Genomic DNA, 17,818 nt, shown 5'->3' on the forward strand with positions numbered 1-17,818 from the left:
ACTGAGAACGCCAGTTGTTCTGGGAACGCTACGAGGTCTCTCGTAGCTGAAAGAATCCCCAACCATAATCTTTGATTTGGTTGGGGAGCGTTCAAACCCTATAATGCTGTAGCATAAAAGTGATGCAGCACAACCAATAGATGGGATTGGCGAACCAACCAATCGCCGGAATTTGCAAAAAAAGTAGTCCAATAATGCCAAAGAAGGTCAGTTCAATCCCCTTCATGGCATAAATGTCATTAGGGTCAGAGGGACTCACCGTTGCCGCGTCGATGGTAACGACATTAAACAAAAGGCAAGGTAGCGCGAGTGCTATGCCGTAGAGGAAGAGCGATAATCCCAAAAATACGATTTTATATTTCACAAGTTACGTGCCTAGTGGTCTGTGTTTGGATAATAATTGAATTATCATTAACTTGTGTCGCGTCAAGCGTAGGGAGTTCGCAAAAGCGGGAATAGCATTAAAGATTTCTACGGCGATCGGTCCTTGATAGACTTGTAAAATGGGTTCTAGGAAAGATTGCCAAGATAGCCAACTGGTATGCAAAGCGCCATAGGGAATGACAATAGAACCCATCATAATTTAACCCCTTAAAGCCGCAGTAAATCAAGTGAATTAGACTTGAGGGGTGACAAGCAAGCTATAAAGCCGATTTTATAAGGGTTAGAGCGTGCAGTCCTTTCTGAAAATAGAGACGCTTATGAGATTTAAGATTCATCAAAAGAGTGGCAAGGTCTGACCAAAGTTCCATGGACTCAACCCAAAGAAAGCCATAGAGTCCAATCCAAAAGTCACTATGGCGAGGAACAGAACGATGCTTCTCAGTAGGGCGGCAAATATACTCAAAAGTTACCCAAACAATGGGCTTTGGTACAACTAATATTTTCATAAAAATAGGATTGTCCCGGTTTAATTTCTATATCTTTAAGTGCCAGATAAATTTGTTTATCAGGTGAATAAAAACTTATCTGCGATCGCAAGGTGTCACTTCTCCATCGGGCATAATCGTGCGACAGAAGAAAACATTCTCTAAAATAGCATCTTCTAAATTTGCATCTCTCAAATTCGTATCGACTAACCTCGCCCCGGTTAAATCTGCCCCTTCTAAATTTGCCCCCTCTAAATTAGCCCCAGTTAAAATGGCATTTCGCAAATCCATTCCTACTAAATAAGCATAAGATAAATCTGCATCCTGAAAATTTTTATCTTCCGTCCCTTCATTCACCAATTCTGCTACTCGTTCCGATCGCGCCTCAATTAATGTACCAGGATTAATCATTGCCCCTCGAAAGTCCACCAAAGTTAAATTTGCACCCCGTAAATCTACATCCGTTAAGATTGTATTTTCAAAATGCGCCCCCGTTAAATCAGCACCGCGCAAATCACTATGGCGTAATTCTGCGCCAATAAAATTCGTAGCAGTTAAATCCGTATTATCCATATTCGCATAGACCAGTAACGCCGATTCAAAATTCGTTCGCTTGAGATTAGCACCCCGTAATTTAATATTAAAAAGATACGCCCCTTCAAAGTTCACTTCTTCTAAATCTGCACCTTCTAAATTCACCCCCTCTAAATTCGCACCACTGAGATCGACTCCCGCCAATTCTCGTCCCAATACTCTTTGATTGACCAATTCCCAAACTAACAGCCACTTACTATCTAAAACCGTTTCGCTGCTAATTTGACTGCCTTTAAAGTTCGTCCGAAATAGATTTGCTCCTCCTAAATGAGTCCCTTGCAAATTGGTATCTTGTAGGGTTGTTCTAAGTAGATTTGCCCCCACTAAACTCGCACCGGACAAATTCGCACTCTTCAAATTGGCATTACTTAAATTAGCTAATGCTAAATTAGCTTCGGTGAAATTGGCACTTTTTAAGGTTCCATCTTCAATATTCGCTTCCGTCAAATTAGCAAAGGTTAAATTCGCCCCCGTCAAATTTGCCCGTTCTAAATTTGCTTGTTGGAGATCTGCATTTTTTAAATTCACCCGATACATATAAACGCCGGGGAGTTGTGCTTGTTGCAAATTTGCCCCTTCCATATTTGCTGCACCCAAATTAGAATTACGGAAATCGGCTTGACGCAAATTTGCTCCTAATAAATTCACCCCTTCTAATTTTGCCCCTTTAAAATCTGCCTGCAAGAGATCTGCATCTTCAATATCTGCGCCGCGCAAATCTTCCCCTCCGAGGGGGGCCCGGCGAAGATTACAACCAATACAGGCTTTTTCCTCTTTTAGCTGCGCTAAATCTCTGCGGCTATAGGCGATCGCGGCTGGGGTTGCCCCGGCGATCGCGACAAAGGTAATCAGAAAGAGAAGCGCGTAAAATGTTCTTTTTTTCAACGAGGGAAGGCGATCGCGCAATACGGCAAAAATTCTCTGGTGCATGGGATTTTGAGCCTAGAAATCCAATACCACCAATCTATCATGGGAAGGAAACAGATTTACGTTACTGCTGTTCATCATCTTCCCTCTGAGAGTTCGGCGGATCGGTTTGATGTTTTTGGGGATAGAGGCGCAAACATTACGCCTCTACTCTAGGAGGTTATTTTTTGTGTCTTAATTGTAGGGCTTCTCTGGCTTGTTCGCGATCGTCAAAATGAATTTTTTCGGTGCCTAAAATTTGATAGTCTTCGTGACCTTTTCCGGCAATTAATACTCCGTCCCCTGGTTTTGCGTTTATAATTGCCGTGCGAATGGCTTCAGCGCGATCGCCTTCAACAATCAATTTTATTTCCGAAGGAATCCCTTCTAAAATATCTTTTAAAATGCCTTCGGGGTCTTCTGTACGGGGATTATCGGAAGTAACGACGGCAAGATCGGCTAATTCTGCGGCAATTTTACCCATTTTGGGACGTTTGGTGCGATCGCGATCGCCGCCGCAACCGAAGACGCAGATCGCTTTACCTGGAATAAAGGGACGCGCTGCTTTTAACATATTTTCTAAACTGTCGGGAGTGTGGGCATAATCGACAATGACGCTAATATCTTGATCGGGGTCAATTTGCACTCGTTCCATGCGTCCTGGAACTCCGGAAAATGTTGGTAAATGGGGAATAATTTCCTCTAATTCTATACCAAAATGCAGGACGGTTCCCAGGGCTGCGAGGAGGTTTGCCAAATTAAATTGACCGACGAGGGGAGATTGAAAAGGAATTTCACCTTTAGGAGTATGCAAAGTTCCTTTAACGCCATTGGCTTTATAAGTGATATTGCTGATCCACAAGTCGGCGCTAGAATCGGCAATACTGTAACTCCAAACGCGATCGCTGGGTAGGCGATCGATTAAGCGTTTTCCGTAGGGATCGTCTAAGTTGATAATTCCTCGTCCTTTCAGGTATTCTTCACTAAATAATAGTGCTTTGGCCTCAAAATAGTCTTCCATTGTCGCATGATAATCAAGATGATCTTGCGTGAGATTAGTAAAAACTCCCACTTCAAAGCTACATTCTTTGACTCGCCCTTGGTCTAGCGCATGGGAACTCACTTCCATGACTGCATATTCACTTCCTCCCTTAACGGCTGCAGCGAGTTGTTGCTGTAGGTCGATGGCAAAGGGAGTCGTATGCACTGCGGTTTTTTCGTATCCCGGCCAGCGCGTGTAAAGGGTGCCGAGTAAGGCGGTGGGGGACTGGGTACAATGCAGGAAAAACTCGATTAAATGAGTTGTGGTGGTTTTCCCATTCGTTCCCGTTACGCCGATCGCCTTTAATTGTTGAGTCGGATAATTATAGAATTTTGCTGCTATTTTGGCACAGGTGACGGCAATATTTTCCCCTTGAATGAGACAAGCATTATCTGTGGGAGGACGCTTGGCCGCAGCTTGGGGCGTAATTAAGGCAGCGATCGCCCCCGAGGCGATCGCGCTATCCCAAAATTCTCCCCCATCCACTCGAGTCCCTGGCATTCCGATAAATAAATCCCCCGCTTTGCAAGTATGGGAGTTGGTTGAGAGTCCCGTAACATCGGTTTCTAAGGCAGAATGTTCGGGTAATTGTTGGATTTCGGGGATATTGGCTAGTAATTCTTTTAATTTCATGATTGAGTTAACTGGCAATGGGTTAACAATCGATTATCTGCGATCGCTCATGAATTATCAATAATCTCAAAATCTGCCCCCAAATTTGAGGGCAGATAGTTTCCAGTTCTTAACCGACCATTAATTCATCCGTCAGCACATCCATTGTTTTATTCTCCTAAAAAATTTTGGCGCTCTCAATGTCTCGTTCTTTTTCTTGTGAATGTAGATTTAAGGCTGATAGCCTTGGGTCAAGTTACGAAAGGCATTGTAAATATCTTCTTTCGTAACCGGTAGAGCATCTCTGACTGTTTGGATGATGAGAGTATCTTCTGGGGAAACAACATAGCGACTGGGGTTAGCATCGGCCACACAATGATAAACCCCCGAGGATTCTTCTTGGCTGAATTGCTGAAGACCCAAGGCGATCGTCACAAGAGCAGCAGAATCACGCAAACAGAGCGCTCGCGTTTCGAGTTCGTCAATTTTAGCCGCGATATCCTTGCGATCGCCATGCTGATCCCGTAGTGCTTGCAAATAAACCACAGCTTCGTTGTTATTCGCGAGAGCGCTAAAAAAGTTCTCTTCATTATCCCGAGTGAATTGGACAGGATCGGAAGAACCTTGGGGAACAGGTTCAACGGCAACGGCTTGAGGTACGATCCCCGATGCTGGAGCAGCACTGAGTAGGGGTAATCCTGGTTGCCGCGGCCATTTAACCTTGAACCATTCCAATATCCCCTTATTGATTTGAGTATCAATGTAAATCAATGCTTTTTCGGGATCGTTGGTAATCAGGTTTTCAATTTTACTCTGTTCGAGCAATAACGTTTCCTGCGCTCGTCCAAAAAGAGATTCAGCATTGATGACGACTTTTTTGGGTAGGGCTAATTGTCCTTGTTGGCTTAACTCCTGAATGAGGAGAATGCGACCGAGAGCATTCATAGCAGTAGGATCGTTGAGCAGTCGCGCTTTTTCGTACTCTTGTTCGGCTTTATCATAGCGACCGAGACGCTCGTTGATTTTCCCTAATCCTAGGGTGAGTTTGGCTTGATCATCTGCCGATCGCACGAATTTGCTGGCTTGCAGATAACTATCCCGTGCCTTAATAAGCTCGTTATTTTTCTCGAAGTTCTGCCCCTGAGCAATGTACCACCCCCCCCAAGCTGGCAAACTGGCGTTAATCAACCCCGTCACCGTCATCAGTCCCCCGGCAATACCCAAGGCGGCAGGGGCGTGTAAATTGGAGGGTAAGCGCAAGACTGTGACCATTTTTTCAATGGTTTCTTGTCCTTTTTTGGTCAATGCCCCGGCTCCTGCTGTTCCCAAACCCACCACTTGTAGGACGGTGGCGAGGTTTTGCGCTGCATCGGTTTGTACTCCCTCTACTTCCTTTGAGAAGGTTTGCGCTGTACTGAGGATGAAACTGGCTGCAATACCCAATGCACCGATCGCCAATCCGGTTATAACCCAATCTCGAGGGGAAGGGGGATCTTCTTCTGAGCCGAGAAGTTCGGGTTTGAGGTTCCACCACCAGGAATTCTCGCGCTTTAAACTGCGCTTCCACTGAGATAATTGGTTATTAAAATTGAGCGCTAACCGATGGCGTTTTAACTGGCGATCAAGATCGATCAGTTTTTTGGCCAATTTTTCGGGAACTGGTTGATTTTGGAAGCTAGCGGCGATCGCATCTTCAACTTCATCTCGCGCTAATAGTGCTTCCAGGAGTTCTTCTTCTTCTGGGGAGCGACTATCTTTAATCATACTCAAAGCGCGATCGTAGCGAGCGATCGCCTTATTAAAGAGAGGATCGAGGTCGTTAAGGTTCCACCACCATTGTGCGGGGAGAGCGTTAACGCTGGTTTTCCATTCCTCCAGATTACCATCACGAACAATGTGTTCTCTTTGTGCTTTCAGGCGTTCGTCTAAACTAATCAATTTGGCATAGGTTTCTCCCGCAGGGGCTTGATCCATTTGCCGTTTTTTCTCTACACCATCCCGAGCGATTAGTGTGGCTACAATTTGCTCAAAAGAGGGGTCGGGAGAAGCATTTTCTAAGGCAACTAGCGCCGTTTCGTAAGCGGCGATCGCGTCGTCAATAACAGCCATTATTTTATTGTTACTATTGCGTATTGTGAATGAGATTGCAGGGATGAGAAGGCGCGATCTCTAACAGATCCCCGCAAAACCATAAGCCGACATAGTTGCGTAGGTATTAGGACCGACAATACCATCGGGACTTAACCCGACTGCGGCCTGAAAATTCTGAACTGCGGCTTGAGTCGCTGGACCGAAGATACCATCTACAGAAACCATGTCGGGGGTTTGAGTTTGTTGATTGATAAACTCTTGCAACGCAACAACTTCTGCACCGCTACTACCTACTGACAACATAAAATAGACTCCTTCAAAAAACTGGATTTTCTACTCTAGGGTAATCACCCTGCACCGGAATCGTCAATAGGGAGCGATCGCCTGAAATGGATTGGCGTTATTGCGATCGCACTCAAGGTTGATAATACCTTTGCTCTAACCATACTCGTACTTCCATTTCAGACGCGAAAGTGTGACGAGAATGATCGCAAGGATCGTAAACTCGAAAATAGAGGTTTCCTTGGCGATCGCGACCTTCAGTAATACGCGGCTGCATCGAACCTGATAAAAAGTTTAAGAAAGATTTCCCAAAACCAGCCAACTTTTTTTTCACTACATCAGCAAAGCTGGGGCGATGGTTAGGAATGAGTTCAAGTTGGGCATAAAGGTCATAATTTCTCATGAATAGCACCTCAGAACGAGTTAAATGGTCTAAATAAATTTGGCTTCTTTATGTATTCTCATCGACAAATTACGATCCGAACAGAGACAATTACGATAAATTGTATTGTATACAGTTTGTTTTTTGTAAACTGTTCTGGTTAAAAAATCCTCAAATTGTATTTATGAAAATCACCCCGATCACCCTCTCCTCAGACCAAAGTTTGTACGAACAAGTCGCCGATCGCCTACAAAAACCGATTCTAGAAGGCACCCTCAAACCAGGTGATCGTCTTCCTTCCATTCGCAAACTGCGAGAACAACTCTCCGTGAGTACTTCCACTGTCCTCGAAGCCTATCGACTGCTCGAGGATCGCGGATTCATTGTTCCGCGTCCCCAATCCGGCTACTATGTTAAACAAACTGCCCTAAATTTGCCTCGAGAACCCTCTGAGACTTCACCTCCTCAAGAAGCAAGTCCGATTGATATCTCCCTCGCTTTTCAAGTAATGGAAAGGATACGAGATTCTGATACCATCCAGTTAGGAGCAGCTATTCCTGCGATTGAACATCTTCCTTTAGCGAAACTAAATCGCTTGATGAGCAAAATGTTGCGGGAAAATTCTGTGCTTGCTCATTCCTATGGTAGCGCTCTCGGTTGTCTATCTCTGCGATCGGAACTTGCTAAACGAATGCTAGATGCAGGATGTTCTGTTCATCCCGATCGCATCACTATCACAAATGGCGCGATGGAAGCGATTTATCTAGCTCTACAAGCGATTACTCAACCTGGGGATACCATTGCGATCGAATCTCCCACTTACTTTGGGATACTCGAGGCGATGAAAACCTTACAACTCAATGCTTTAGCTTTACCAACTCATCCTCGTGAAGGCATTAGTTTATCTCATTTAAAAGAATCCTTACAAAAGCGACAAATAAAAGCCTGTTTAATTATTGCTAACTTTAATAATCCGATTGGCAGTTGTATGGATGATGCTAAGAAAAAGCAGCTTGTGGAACTTTTGAATGAATACGATATCCCTCTGATTGAAGATGATGTTTATGGGGAAATTTATTTTAGCGGTAGTCGTCCCAAAGCCATTAAAGCCTTCGATACCGAACATCGTATCATTTACTGTTCCTCTGTGAGTAAAATTCTCTCTCCTGGTTTGCGGATCGGTTGGTGTGCGGGGGGACGCTATGGCGATCGCATTGCTCGGGTTAAGGCTATCATCAATCAAAGTACTTCTATTCCTCCTCAACTTGCTGTTGCGGAATTTTTGGCCAATGGGGGCTGCGATCGGCATCTCCGTCAATTGCGTCACGCTTATCAAAGCCAAATGAATCGAATCTTACAGGCAATTTGCGATTATTTTCCCACAGAAACTCGCGTTACTCAACCGAATGGCGGTCATGTGTTATGGTTGGAAATGCCGGCGGGTTTTGATTCTTTGCAACTTTATCACCAAGCACTGGCTCACAAAATTAGTATTGCACCTGGTGTCATGTTTTCTGTTTCTGGTAAGTATTATCAAAACTGTTTTCGTTTAAATACAGCCATTGCTTGGTCCCCGGCGATCGATCGCGCTATGCAAACCCTCGGACAATTAGCTAAACAGCAACTGGAAATAACAATGTTATCTCGATCGCCTTCAGCTTCGATTTGCGGGATAGTGCCAAATTCCTTTACTTTGGGTTTCAGAGAAAAATTCCCTAACACAATTGTCGGTAAATGGCAAGATCGGTTAGAGATCGCTGAAAAATCCCTGAGAATATCCTGAGAACGAACCCATTGCGATCTTGTAGAATCCCTTGTAAATAGTGGATTCTAGAAATGTAAGCAACTAACACAGTTTCTCTTTTCTCAGGAGTTCGCAACCATGTCTTATGTATCTACCTTTTCTGCAAAAATTGTTCAAGAATTGACCAACTGGAAAACCGCAGGAATTGCAGGAGGAATTACCTTAAGTATGCTATTAGCCAGTGCAGGAATTTATCAAATAAGCTACGGTAAGACAAATTTACAGCAAATTGCCATTAGCTACGAAGAAGTACAAGATTCTGGTTATTCTGTGAAAAATATTTCTTTACAATCTACGACTGAAGAAAATTTGCACTATAATCTCGACTTTGAACTGCAAAAAGAAGGAGAAACGATCGCGATCGCCCTCAATGATATTGACCTGAGTTTAATGATTCCTACTGCCCCAGAATCAGCTAAAGGCAATGCAGAATTGGTCAAATGGTTTATTCTAGAGCGAGAATTTAATCGCCAGCGTGTTGTCTTTCAAGCAGACTCTCCTCACCTGCAAGTTAAGGGCGATCGGCAACTGAAAGCGAATAATCTTTCTGTTCATTTAACGAACAATTGTTTGGGGGCAGGTTACTGGGAAATAGCAGTATTTGCAGAAGAAAATGGGGCAGCGAAGAAAATATATCAAGGCTTCTTTGATTTTCCCCGAGGGAGTTATAAAGATTTTGTTGAAACAGTGAATAAAGATTCCTATTGGCAGTACGCACAAGGCATTGAATCATGGTATCCTGGAACGACATTTTTTAAAGGTCAAACCCTTGACTTCTCTACACTACGATCGGTAAAAAACGAACGAAAAGTAGCCGTCAATGACTTAAAAAACGAAACACTTTTTATCGTTGCAGAACAAAAACAGAAAGCCAACTTAATCGTAGATGATACGCAACAGGATTGGCAAACATGGTCTGATATTCGTCATTCTAAAGTGCAATTTCAAAGTTTTGTGACTCCAGGTATTTACAACGCCGATCGCTTATGGAAAAGCAATTACAGTGAAATCGCCAATCTTACCGATGCAGTTGTCAAAGAGATCGAATCTCCTTTATCTGACAAAACTTTACAAGAAATCGATTTCTATTTCCAAAATGAAGCGGGAAAAACTCGTAAATTAGTGGTTAGTGGTGTTGATTTAAAATCTTTACCACAATTATCATCTCAAGATTATTCTCAAGGCTTGTATATGCCCCTCGGATACGGTACTCCCTTTACACAAGATTATGAGGAATTAAAACAAAATCCTCCAGTCAAAAGTCCCCTCTTTAGCGCCCTTTTTAATGAAAACGATCGCATCATCGATTATCGTCATGATGTCGGAATTAATGGCATGGTGATGCACCGAGATGCTGTTAATCCAGATTTAGTTCACTTCTACTTACTTTCCTACGAACGCATCTCGATAGTCGGCCACTATACCATCAACTTGAACAGAATTTCTCCCGCAGTCCATCTGAATTAAAGGGAGAAAGAATGATCGGAAGCAAAGATAAGCGATACTTTTCCTGTTTCCCGCATTGTTTCTCATTCTCAATACCCCATTCCTCGAATAATAACGCTAGAATCAACGATGGAATCATGCAAATTCATCATAGGAGATTTGGAAATGCGTTGTTTGCCTCAGTCTAGTGCGATCGCTTCTCTCAGTGCTATCGTTCTCTTCCTAGCTTCAGGTTGCGGGACAAGCAAAATTGTCCAATGTAACAGCGTGATCGAGATTGCTAATGGTGCCGTAGAAGAAGCAAAGAAACTCACCAATGAAGGGCAGACGAACGAACCTCAAGCCATGTTACAAGCAGCCGATGCAATGGAACAAGCCTCTCGCAATATGCAGGCACTAGAATTATCAGATGAAACCCTGCAAAAATTTCAAACGGGATTCATTACCATGTATACAGAGACATCTGGTGCAACTCGTACTTTTGTTGAAGCATTCGACAAGAAAGATCGTCCTGGCGCAGAAGCAGCCCTTGCTAATTTACAACGTGCAACACAACCTGAACAAGAGTTGGTTAATGGCATTAATGGTTATTGTCAAGGGAAATGAATGATGAGGGATAATGAGGGAGGAGGAATAATGAGGGAGGAGGGATGAAGATTGTTACCAAAACCGAAACCGAGACTTCTAGAGAATATAATTCGTGTCAAGGTACGTTAAGGGAAATCCAATCTTTGCTTTTCTCTGTTGTCCTTCATTTCTTGTTAAATCGATGAATGCAACCCTGTTTCTGTCTCTGACGCTATTTTTAGTTGGTCTTGGTGGAACTACTTCCGTGGCGATCGCCCAAACACCCTCTAGATCTGCCCCTAACTCATTACCTACCGATAGTATGCGAAATGCTGCCCCATCTGCCCCCACAAGCGGTTTATTTGTCCTTTCAGAGGAGGGAGAACCCCGTGTATTTCCCCTCAAACACACGGAAGTTAAAGCCAAGGTTTCGGGGAATGTTTCCCGAGTCGAAGTTACGCAAACCTTTGAAAACCCCTTTAGTGACCCTTTAGAAGCGGTTTATGTCTTCCCTTTACCCGATGAAGCGGCTGTGGATGACATGGAAATCAAGATCGGCGATCGCATTATTAAGGGAGATATTAAAAAGCGAGAAGAAGCGAGAGAAATCTACGAACAAGCGAGGAGAGAAGGACGAACGGCTGGACTTCTCGAACAAGAACGCGCTAACATATTTACTCAATCCCTCGCTAATATTAAACCAGGGGAAAAAATTGATGTAACTATTCGCTACACCGATAGCCTCACTTTTGAGGGAGGCGATTACGAGTTTGTTTTCCCGATGGTAGTGGGACCGCGCTACATTCCCGGTACACCCATTAACCTCCCCATACGTGCCCCCGATCCGACCCGCGAAAACTGGGGACAAGATAGCGATCGCGTCCCAGATGCCTCGAGAATTACCCCTCCTGTTTTGCCTCCAGGTACGCGATCGGGTCACGATATTGGGGTAACAGTGGAATTAGACGCGGGGGGATTAGTGCAGAATGTGCGCTCTCCTTCTCACAAAATAATTACCAACAATCGCGGCGATATTGTTGAGGTTAAATTAAACCCAGAAGATAATATTCCCAACAAAGATTTAATCTTGCGCTATCGAGTCTCGGGGAAAGAAACTCAAGCCACAGTATTAACTCAAGCAGATGAAAAAGGCGGCCATTTTGCCCTTTATCTCGTCCCCGCAATTGAATACAAAACTAACGAGATCGTACCGAAAGATGTGGTTTTTCTGATGGATACTTCCGGTTCTCAAGCCGGGGAACCGATCGCCAAATCTAAGGAACTGATGCGGCGTTTTATTAACGGTTTAAACCCCAATGATACCTTTACGGTTATCGATTTTGCCAATACGGCTCAAGCACTTTCTCCCACTCCTTTAGCGAATACAAAAAGAAACCGCGATCGCGCTTTAGACTATGTAGAAGCCTTAGAAGGAAATGGCGGCACAGAACTACTAAATGGCATTAATGCCGTCTTAAACTATCCCTCAGCCCCCGCAGGACGCTTGCGAAGTATAGTCTTACTCACCGATGGTTATATCGGCAATGATAACGAAATTATCGCCCGAGTTCGCGATGAATTAAAATATGGCAATCGCCTTTATAGTTTTGGTGTGGGAAGTTCCGTCAATCGCTTTTTACTCGATCGCCTTGCAGAAGTTGGACGAGGAACCATGCAAGTGATTCGTCAAGATGAACCTAGTCAAGAAACAGTTGAAAAGTTTTTTCAACACATTAATAATCCCGTCTTAACTAATATTAGCGTTAGTTGGGAAGGTGGAGGAGATTCTCCTGATATTTATCCTCAATTTTTGCCGGATTTATTTGCTAACCAACCTTTAGTTTTATTTGGACGTAAAGGCGATCGCACTAACGGTAAATTGAGAGTTACAGGAGTTGCAGCCGGAGGACGACGCTATGATAAAACTATTGCGGTGAACTTTAATAATGAAGGGAATTTGGCCATCGCGCAACTGTGGGGGCGATCGCAAATCAAAGAAATTATGTCCCAAATGATAGGGGGAGAAACCATCTCGGGAGTAGAAGCCATTACCAATACTGCCCTCACTTATCGTTTACTGTCCCAATACACTGCCTTTGTCGCCGTGAGTGAGGAAATTCGCGTCGATCCCGACGGCACGCGACGCAGAGTAGATGTTCCGGTAGAATTACCCGAAGGTGTGAGTTTTGAAGGCATTTTTGGCGACTCAGGTGAGAAACTTAATGATACTTATGGGGGATTTACTTCTCGTGGAACTCCTGCTTCAGCAGTCCCACCACCCTCTGTATCTGCGCCATCGGGACGGACTTTAGGAGGGGTAAATCGTCCTAGTCCTAGCCCTCAATACCGACAAAACCGACGCGATCGCGAACAAAATCAACCTGTGGATCCTGCTCTTATTATTGATGGTACACCCTCTCAACAGCCTCAAGAAACCGAGGAACAAGCAATTGTTTTATCCTTAGAGGTTATCGAGGCCAATGGATTCGATCGCGCTACAATTGACGCTTTAAATCAATATCTTCACAATATTTCCATCCCCAATGGTGTCCGTGGAGAATTGATTTTTGAATTGCGTCTTCGTAACGGACGAATTGAACTCGCTATCCTCGATGATGTGGCTTCGACGGTGACAGAAAAAACCCTCATTAATGAAATTCGTCGTCGTTTACTAACATGGTCTCCTCCCCAGGGAATAAGCGGGACTTACGCAATTAAATTGCGCGTCCGTTAAACAGTGAATAGTAAGGGTTTTCTGCTTAGAAAACCCTTACCAATCAATATAATTAATTCTGGCTAAAGGTTCTAAAGCTGCTAAAATCCTATTACCATAGCTGCGATGATTAACGCGATTATCTAGCAGCGCTACAACACCCTGGGAATCTCGCAAAGGTAACACCGCCCGTTGTAACTCTCGCAGGGCGACAGGTAACATATAGTTGCGAAACCAATCTTGATGACGATGTTTATAGTAGGCGACTCTCGCAGCAACAAGGGGATTTTCCGTAGAAGGAAAAGGTAAAGTTGCCACGATCAGGAGTTGAGGGGTAGGTAGAATATCTTGACGCGATCGCCAAAATTCCCAACCACTGACTAAAATACCATCAGAAGTAAGATTAGTATCTTCGACCTGCACCCCGGAGCCAAATTCTGCCGCTAACGTGACTCCCACTTGCATTCTTAAGGGAGTATCTTCCACTAAAACGATCGCCGGACGTTTCATTGCAGAGATCCATTCGGGTTGGTGGCGATGTTGGTAGCGTTGTCCTAGCATTCCCCCACGGCACAAGCGGACTACTTGCTGCAAAAGAGCGTTTTGAAATTCTTTAGTATTGGGGAGAGGAAGGCGATCGGGGAGATAGAGTTGAATGCACTCGCTTTGACGATGGGGGGAAAACTGCACGCAGGTGAGATCCCCTAATCCCAATTGTTGGCGATAAATGGGGGCTTTTGCATCCCAGTCTAAGAACCCTCCCATGAGGACAATAGGCTGTTTTTGCCAAACTTTTTCCAGGGCGGTTGCCACTTCAATTGGTGCAATGTTGAGGGTAAATTGCCTGCGGGTTTGGGTAGCAGAGAGCCATTTTAATCCTCCTTCTTGCTGCCAAGTTTGCCTAAATCTCTGCCATGTTGCCGGACAAGAGTTACCCTCTATTTCTGCAAACAAAGTCTCTAATAATTCTGAATCTTCAGGGTCGATCGCATAGCAATTGTGAGGATTTTGAGGACGCTGGCAGAAATTTTCAGCCAAGCGATCGCGGGTTTGATTAATGAAGAGTTGGCGATCGGGAAAACTCCTGATTAACTCTGGCCAATATTCTGGGGGAATTCGTACCGTTAATTGTTCCCGCGTCCACTCTTCCCAGTCATCTGCGGGATCGATCAGGGTAGGAATAAGCTCGGGAAAACGGTTTTCTGCGTAGAGGCGATCGCGCAACCAGGATTGAGGTGAGGTGAAAAGCAGCCCCTTAAAGCTGCTGGATGGGAGGCGATCGCCTACTGATATCTCCTTATCAATTTCCAGTCCTTGTAGGAGTTGGGGAAGACAATCTTGCAATAATTTCTGTTGGAGAATTGGTGGTGCGACCAAAATAACAGCATTATCCCAAAGTAGCGCCGAACTGAGATAACTAAAACAATAGGTTTCCGTAGCGCATCCCGTTTGTAAGAGTATAGAGCGTCCCAATCGTAGCGATCGCGCCACCAACCTCGCCATCGTTAAATGATGCTGCCAGTAGGGTTGTCCTTGACGGCGTAAAAAGGTGAGTAGAGAATGGTGAACTCGGGCTTCTATGGTCACATTGACAAATGAAAATTACAAATGAAAATTACTGAAAATTACTCTGTTCTCGGGCAAACTGAATCAGTTGATGAACAAGTTCGGGAAAGGGAATTCCGGCAGCATCCCAAAGGCGAGGATACATACTGGTGGCGGTAAAACCTGGCAGGGTGTTTATTTCATTAATGAAAATATCTCCCGTTGATTCTACATAGAAAAAGTCTACTCTAGATAATCCCCTGGCATCGACGGCGGCTAGTGCCTGCCTTGACATTTCCCGAATTTTGGTCGCGACTTCCTCGGGTAAAGGGGCAGGAATTTTCAACCCGGCTAAACCTTCAGTATATTTCGTTTCATAATCATAAAAATCACTATCATAGGTGATTTCTCCTATAACTGATGTTTTTGGATCGCCATTACCTAAAACCGCACATTCAACCTCACGAATCCCAGAAATTGCTTCCTCGATAATAATACGGCGATCATAGCTGGCGGCACTATTTAAAGCCGCTTCGAGTTCCTTACGGTTTCTTACTTTAGCAATACCCACAGAAGAGCCTAAATTAGCGGGTTTGACAAAACAGGGATAACCGATCGCCCCTTCAATGTCGTCCCAGAGTTTGGGAAGGACATCAGCATCTGAACAAATTTGCGATCGCCTCACCCCCATATATTTCACTTGAGGTAAACCTGCATAAGCAAAGGCCATTTTCATCATTAGCTTATCCATGCCCACAGAAGACCCTAGCACGCCACTGCCGACCCAGGGAACCTGCATTAGGGTTAATAGCCCTTGCATGGTGCCATCTTCGCCATTGGGACCGTGGAGGATGGGAAACCAAACCTCCATTTGTGCTGCTTCAGGGGGAAATTGCCAAAGTTGAGCAGGGTTTGCAGTTTCGACGGGAAGGGGTTTACCCGAGTCGAGGACGATGCGGGAGGTTACTGTATTTTGCCAAACACCATCCTTTTGAATGTAAAAGGGGTAGAAATCATAGCGATTTTGATTTTCGCCGCTACAGAGAGCATTGGCGATCGCGATCGCCGAACTTATTGAAACTTCATGTTCTCCAGACCGTCCGCCAAATAAAAGCCCAACCCGCAGTTTTGTCATAATTTTGCCCTGTCAATGCTCGCCAAAACCATGATAATCGATCGGTGTTCATTGATAATCGATCGTTGTTTATTGTTCATTGCCAAAATGCCCAAATTAATTATTATCGGTCTTGACTGCGCGGAACCCTCTTTGATTTTTGACCAATGGCGAGAGGATTTACCAAATTTGTCTCGCTTAATGTCTATTGGTACTTATGGGAAGCTAGAAAGCTGTATTCCTGCCATTACGGTCCCCGCTTGGAATTGTATGATGAGCGGACGAGATCCCGGTGAATTGGGGATTTATGGCTTTCGCAACCGCGCCGATCGCAGTTATGGGAAAATGGCGATCGCCAATGGTAGTTTTGTCAAAGTTCCTCGCCTTTGGGATATTTTAGGGGATGCGGGTTGGAAAGTTGCGGTGTTAGGGGTACCGGGAACTTATCCCCCTAAACTGGTGAATGGGGTGTTAATTTCTTCCTTTCTCACTCCCAATACTGAGTCAGATTTTACCCATCCTTTGGGATTAAAATCACAAATTAACCATCTCTTCGATCGCTATCTCTTCGATGTACCCAATTTTCGCTCTCTTGACAAACATCGTATCTTAAAAGATATTTATACTTTGAGCAAGCAAACTTTTAGTTTAGCCGCCTATTTATTAGCGGAATATCAACCAGATTTGATGACATTTGTAGAAATGGGAGTCGATCGCATCCATCACGCTCTTTGGAAACACATGGATCCGCGCCATCCTCTCTATGAAGCTAATTCTCCCTTGAAAGATGCCATCTTTGATTACTATCGCCACATTGATACTTGCATTGGCAAATTGCTCTCTCATTGCGAAACAGAAACGGCGGTTTTAGTGGTTTCCGATCACGGAGGACAGCCATTAATGGGCGGATTTTGTTTGAATGAATGGCTTTATCGCGAAGGCTATCTTGCTTTTAAACAGCAACCTAATTCTCCGACTTCTCTCGATGATTGCGAAGTAGATTGGAGCAAAACTAAAGTTTGGGGTGCGGGGGGATATTATGGTAGGATTTTTCTGAATGTTTTGGGACGAGAACCACAAGGCACAATTCCTTTAGGAGAATATGAACAAGTGCGATCGCAGTTAGCAGAAAAACTAGAAAATATCTGCGATCGCGAGGGTAAACTATTAGGAGTTAAGGTCTTTAAGCCTCAACAAATTTATCAACGAGTGCGAGGAATTGCTCCAGATTTAATTGTTTATTTACAAAACATGGCCTGGCGATCGGTGGGGACGGTGGGAGTAGATTCTCTTTATACTCTTGAAAATGATACGGGTCCCGATGATGCAAATCATTCTCCTCAAGGAATGTTTATTTTTTACGATCCTCAAAATCCAGGGGAGGGTAAATATTGGCAAGATGCCAGTATTTACGATATTTTACCCACACTTTTAGATCGCTATCAGATTACTGCACCTCCCAAATTACGAGGTAAATTATTAGCTTGGTAGTATAACCCGATTTGTGAAAATAACGATATTGTTGTGAAAATAACGATATTGTTGTGAAAATAACGATATTGTTGAAAAATAACGATATTGTTGAAAAATAACGATATTGTTGAAAAATAACGATATTGTTGAAAAATAACGATATTGTTGTGAAAATAGCGATATTGTTGTGAAAATAGCGATATTGTTGTGAAAATAGCGAGCAAGATGCTCGCACTACCTCAATTATCGAATATTTCAGATATTATTGTAGTGGGAGCGTCTCGCTCCCTAGAATCTGATCGCTCCCTAGAATCTGATCGCTCCCTAGAATCTGATCGCTCCCTAGAATCTGATCGCTCCCTAGAATCTGATCGCTCC

14 protein-coding genes and 1 pseudogene are annotated in these 17,818 nt (G+C 44.1%); 5 read left to right on the forward strand and 10 right to left on the reverse strand.

Annotated elements, in window-relative coordinates:
- Positions 1 to 91 precede the first annotated feature (91 nt).
- From JUI58_RS04005 to JUI58_RS04040, 8 genes and pseudogenes are all read right to left on the reverse strand, one after another.
- Positions 92 to 292, reverse strand: coding sequence for a hypothetical protein (locus tag JUI58_RS04005; RefSeq protein ID WP_204102456.1), 201 nt, complete (start codon positions 290 to 292; stop codon positions 92 to 94).
- A 123-nt stretch (positions 293 to 415) separates the two neighbouring features.
- A pseudogene (locus tag JUI58_RS27580) lies at positions 416 to 553 on the reverse strand (sugar phosphate isomerase/epimerase); the annotation flags it as partial.
- An 88-nt stretch (positions 554 to 641) separates the two neighbouring features.
- Positions 642 to 890, reverse strand: a complete 249-nt coding sequence (locus tag JUI58_RS04015; RefSeq protein WP_204102458.1) for a hypothetical protein — start codon at positions 888 to 890, stop codon at positions 642 to 644.
- Between the two features lie 75 nt (positions 891 to 965).
- Complete coding sequence (locus JUI58_RS04020) at positions 966 to 2,393, reverse strand: pentapeptide repeat-containing protein (RefSeq protein WP_204102459.1); 1,428 nt, start codon at positions 2,391 to 2,393, stop codon at positions 966 to 968.
- A 157-nt stretch (positions 2,394 to 2,550) separates the two neighbouring features.
- Positions 2,551 to 4,044, reverse strand: a complete 1,494-nt coding sequence (locus tag JUI58_RS04025; protein WP_239121258.1) for a UDP-N-acetylmuramoyl-L-alanyl-D-glutamate--2,6-diaminopimelate ligase — start codon at positions 4,042 to 4,044, stop codon at positions 2,551 to 2,553.
- A 210-nt stretch (positions 4,045 to 4,254) separates the two neighbouring features.
- Positions 4,255 to 6,132 (reverse strand): hypothetical protein, encoded by a 1,878-nt coding sequence (locus tag JUI58_RS04030; protein WP_204102460.1) that lies wholly within the window; start codon positions 6,130 to 6,132, stop codon positions 4,255 to 4,257.
- Positions 6,133 to 6,192: 60 nt separating this feature from the next.
- Positions 6,193 to 6,417: a peptidoglycan-binding domain-containing protein gene (locus JUI58_RS04035; protein WP_204102461.1), complete on the reverse strand. Its 225-nt coding sequence runs from the start codon at positions 6,415 to 6,417 to the stop codon at positions 6,193 to 6,195.
- A gap of 112 nt (positions 6,418 to 6,529) precedes the next feature.
- The gene (locus JUI58_RS04040; protein ID WP_204102462.1) at positions 6,530 to 6,799 is read right to left on the reverse strand and encodes a hypothetical protein; all 270 of its coding nucleotides are present in this window, start codon (positions 6,797 to 6,799) and stop codon (positions 6,530 to 6,532) included.
- 163 nt (positions 6,800 to 6,962) lie between these two features.
- Here JUI58_RS04040 and JUI58_RS04045 point away from each other — a divergent pair, with 163 nt between their 5' ends.
- The 4 genes from JUI58_RS04045 (at position 6,963) to JUI58_RS04060 (ending at position 13,329) form a co-directional block, all read left to right on the forward strand.
- Complete coding sequence (locus JUI58_RS04045) at positions 6,963 to 8,561, forward strand: PLP-dependent aminotransferase family protein (RefSeq protein ID WP_204102463.1); 1,599 nt, start codon at positions 6,963 to 6,965, stop codon at positions 8,559 to 8,561.
- Between the two features lie 99 nt (positions 8,562 to 8,660).
- Positions 8,661 to 10,049, forward strand: coding sequence for a hypothetical protein (locus JUI58_RS04050; RefSeq protein WP_204102464.1), 1,389 nt, complete (start codon positions 8,661 to 8,663; stop codon positions 10,047 to 10,049).
- A 144-nt stretch (positions 10,050 to 10,193) separates the two neighbouring features.
- The gene (locus tag JUI58_RS04055) at positions 10,194 to 10,634 is read left to right on the forward strand and encodes a hypothetical protein (RefSeq protein WP_204102465.1); all 441 of its coding nucleotides are present in this window, start codon (positions 10,194 to 10,196) and stop codon (positions 10,632 to 10,634) included.
- Positions 10,635 to 10,797: 163 nt separating this feature from the next.
- A complete protein-coding gene (locus JUI58_RS04060) occupies positions 10,798 to 13,329 on the forward strand; it encodes a VIT domain-containing protein (protein ID WP_204102466.1) in 2,532 nt (843 codons plus the stop codon).
- Positions 13,330 to 13,365: 36 nt separating this feature from the next.
- On the opposite strand, the gene JUI58_RS27325 is transcribed toward JUI58_RS04060, so the two are convergent.
- Together JUI58_RS27325 and JUI58_RS04070 are read right to left on the reverse strand one after the other, a co-directional pair.
- Positions 13,366 to 14,895 carry a helicase C-terminal domain-containing protein gene (locus tag JUI58_RS27325; protein WP_204102467.1) on the reverse strand — a complete coding sequence of 510 codons (1,530 nt, stop codon included), beginning with the start codon at positions 14,893 to 14,895 and terminating at the stop codon, positions 13,366 to 13,368.
- Positions 14,896 to 14,923: 28 nt separating this feature from the next.
- Positions 14,924 to 15,988 (reverse strand): D-alanine--D-alanine ligase family protein, encoded by a 1,065-nt coding sequence (locus JUI58_RS04070; protein ID WP_204102468.1) that lies wholly within the window; start codon positions 15,986 to 15,988, stop codon positions 14,924 to 14,926.
- An 87-nt stretch (positions 15,989 to 16,075) separates the two neighbouring features.
- Here JUI58_RS04070 and JUI58_RS04075 point away from each other — a divergent pair, with 87 nt between their 5' ends.
- On the forward strand, positions 16,076 to 17,458 hold the full coding sequence (locus tag JUI58_RS04075; protein ID WP_204102469.1) for an alkaline phosphatase family protein: 1,383 nt from the start codon (positions 16,076 to 16,078) through the stop codon (positions 17,456 to 17,458).
- Positions 17,459 to 17,818: the final 360 nt, after the last annotated feature.

This window comes from Spirulina sp. CCY15215 (assembly GCF_016888125.1).
Lineage (GTDB): Bacteria > Cyanobacteriota > Cyanobacteriia > Cyanobacteriales > Spirulinaceae > CCY15215.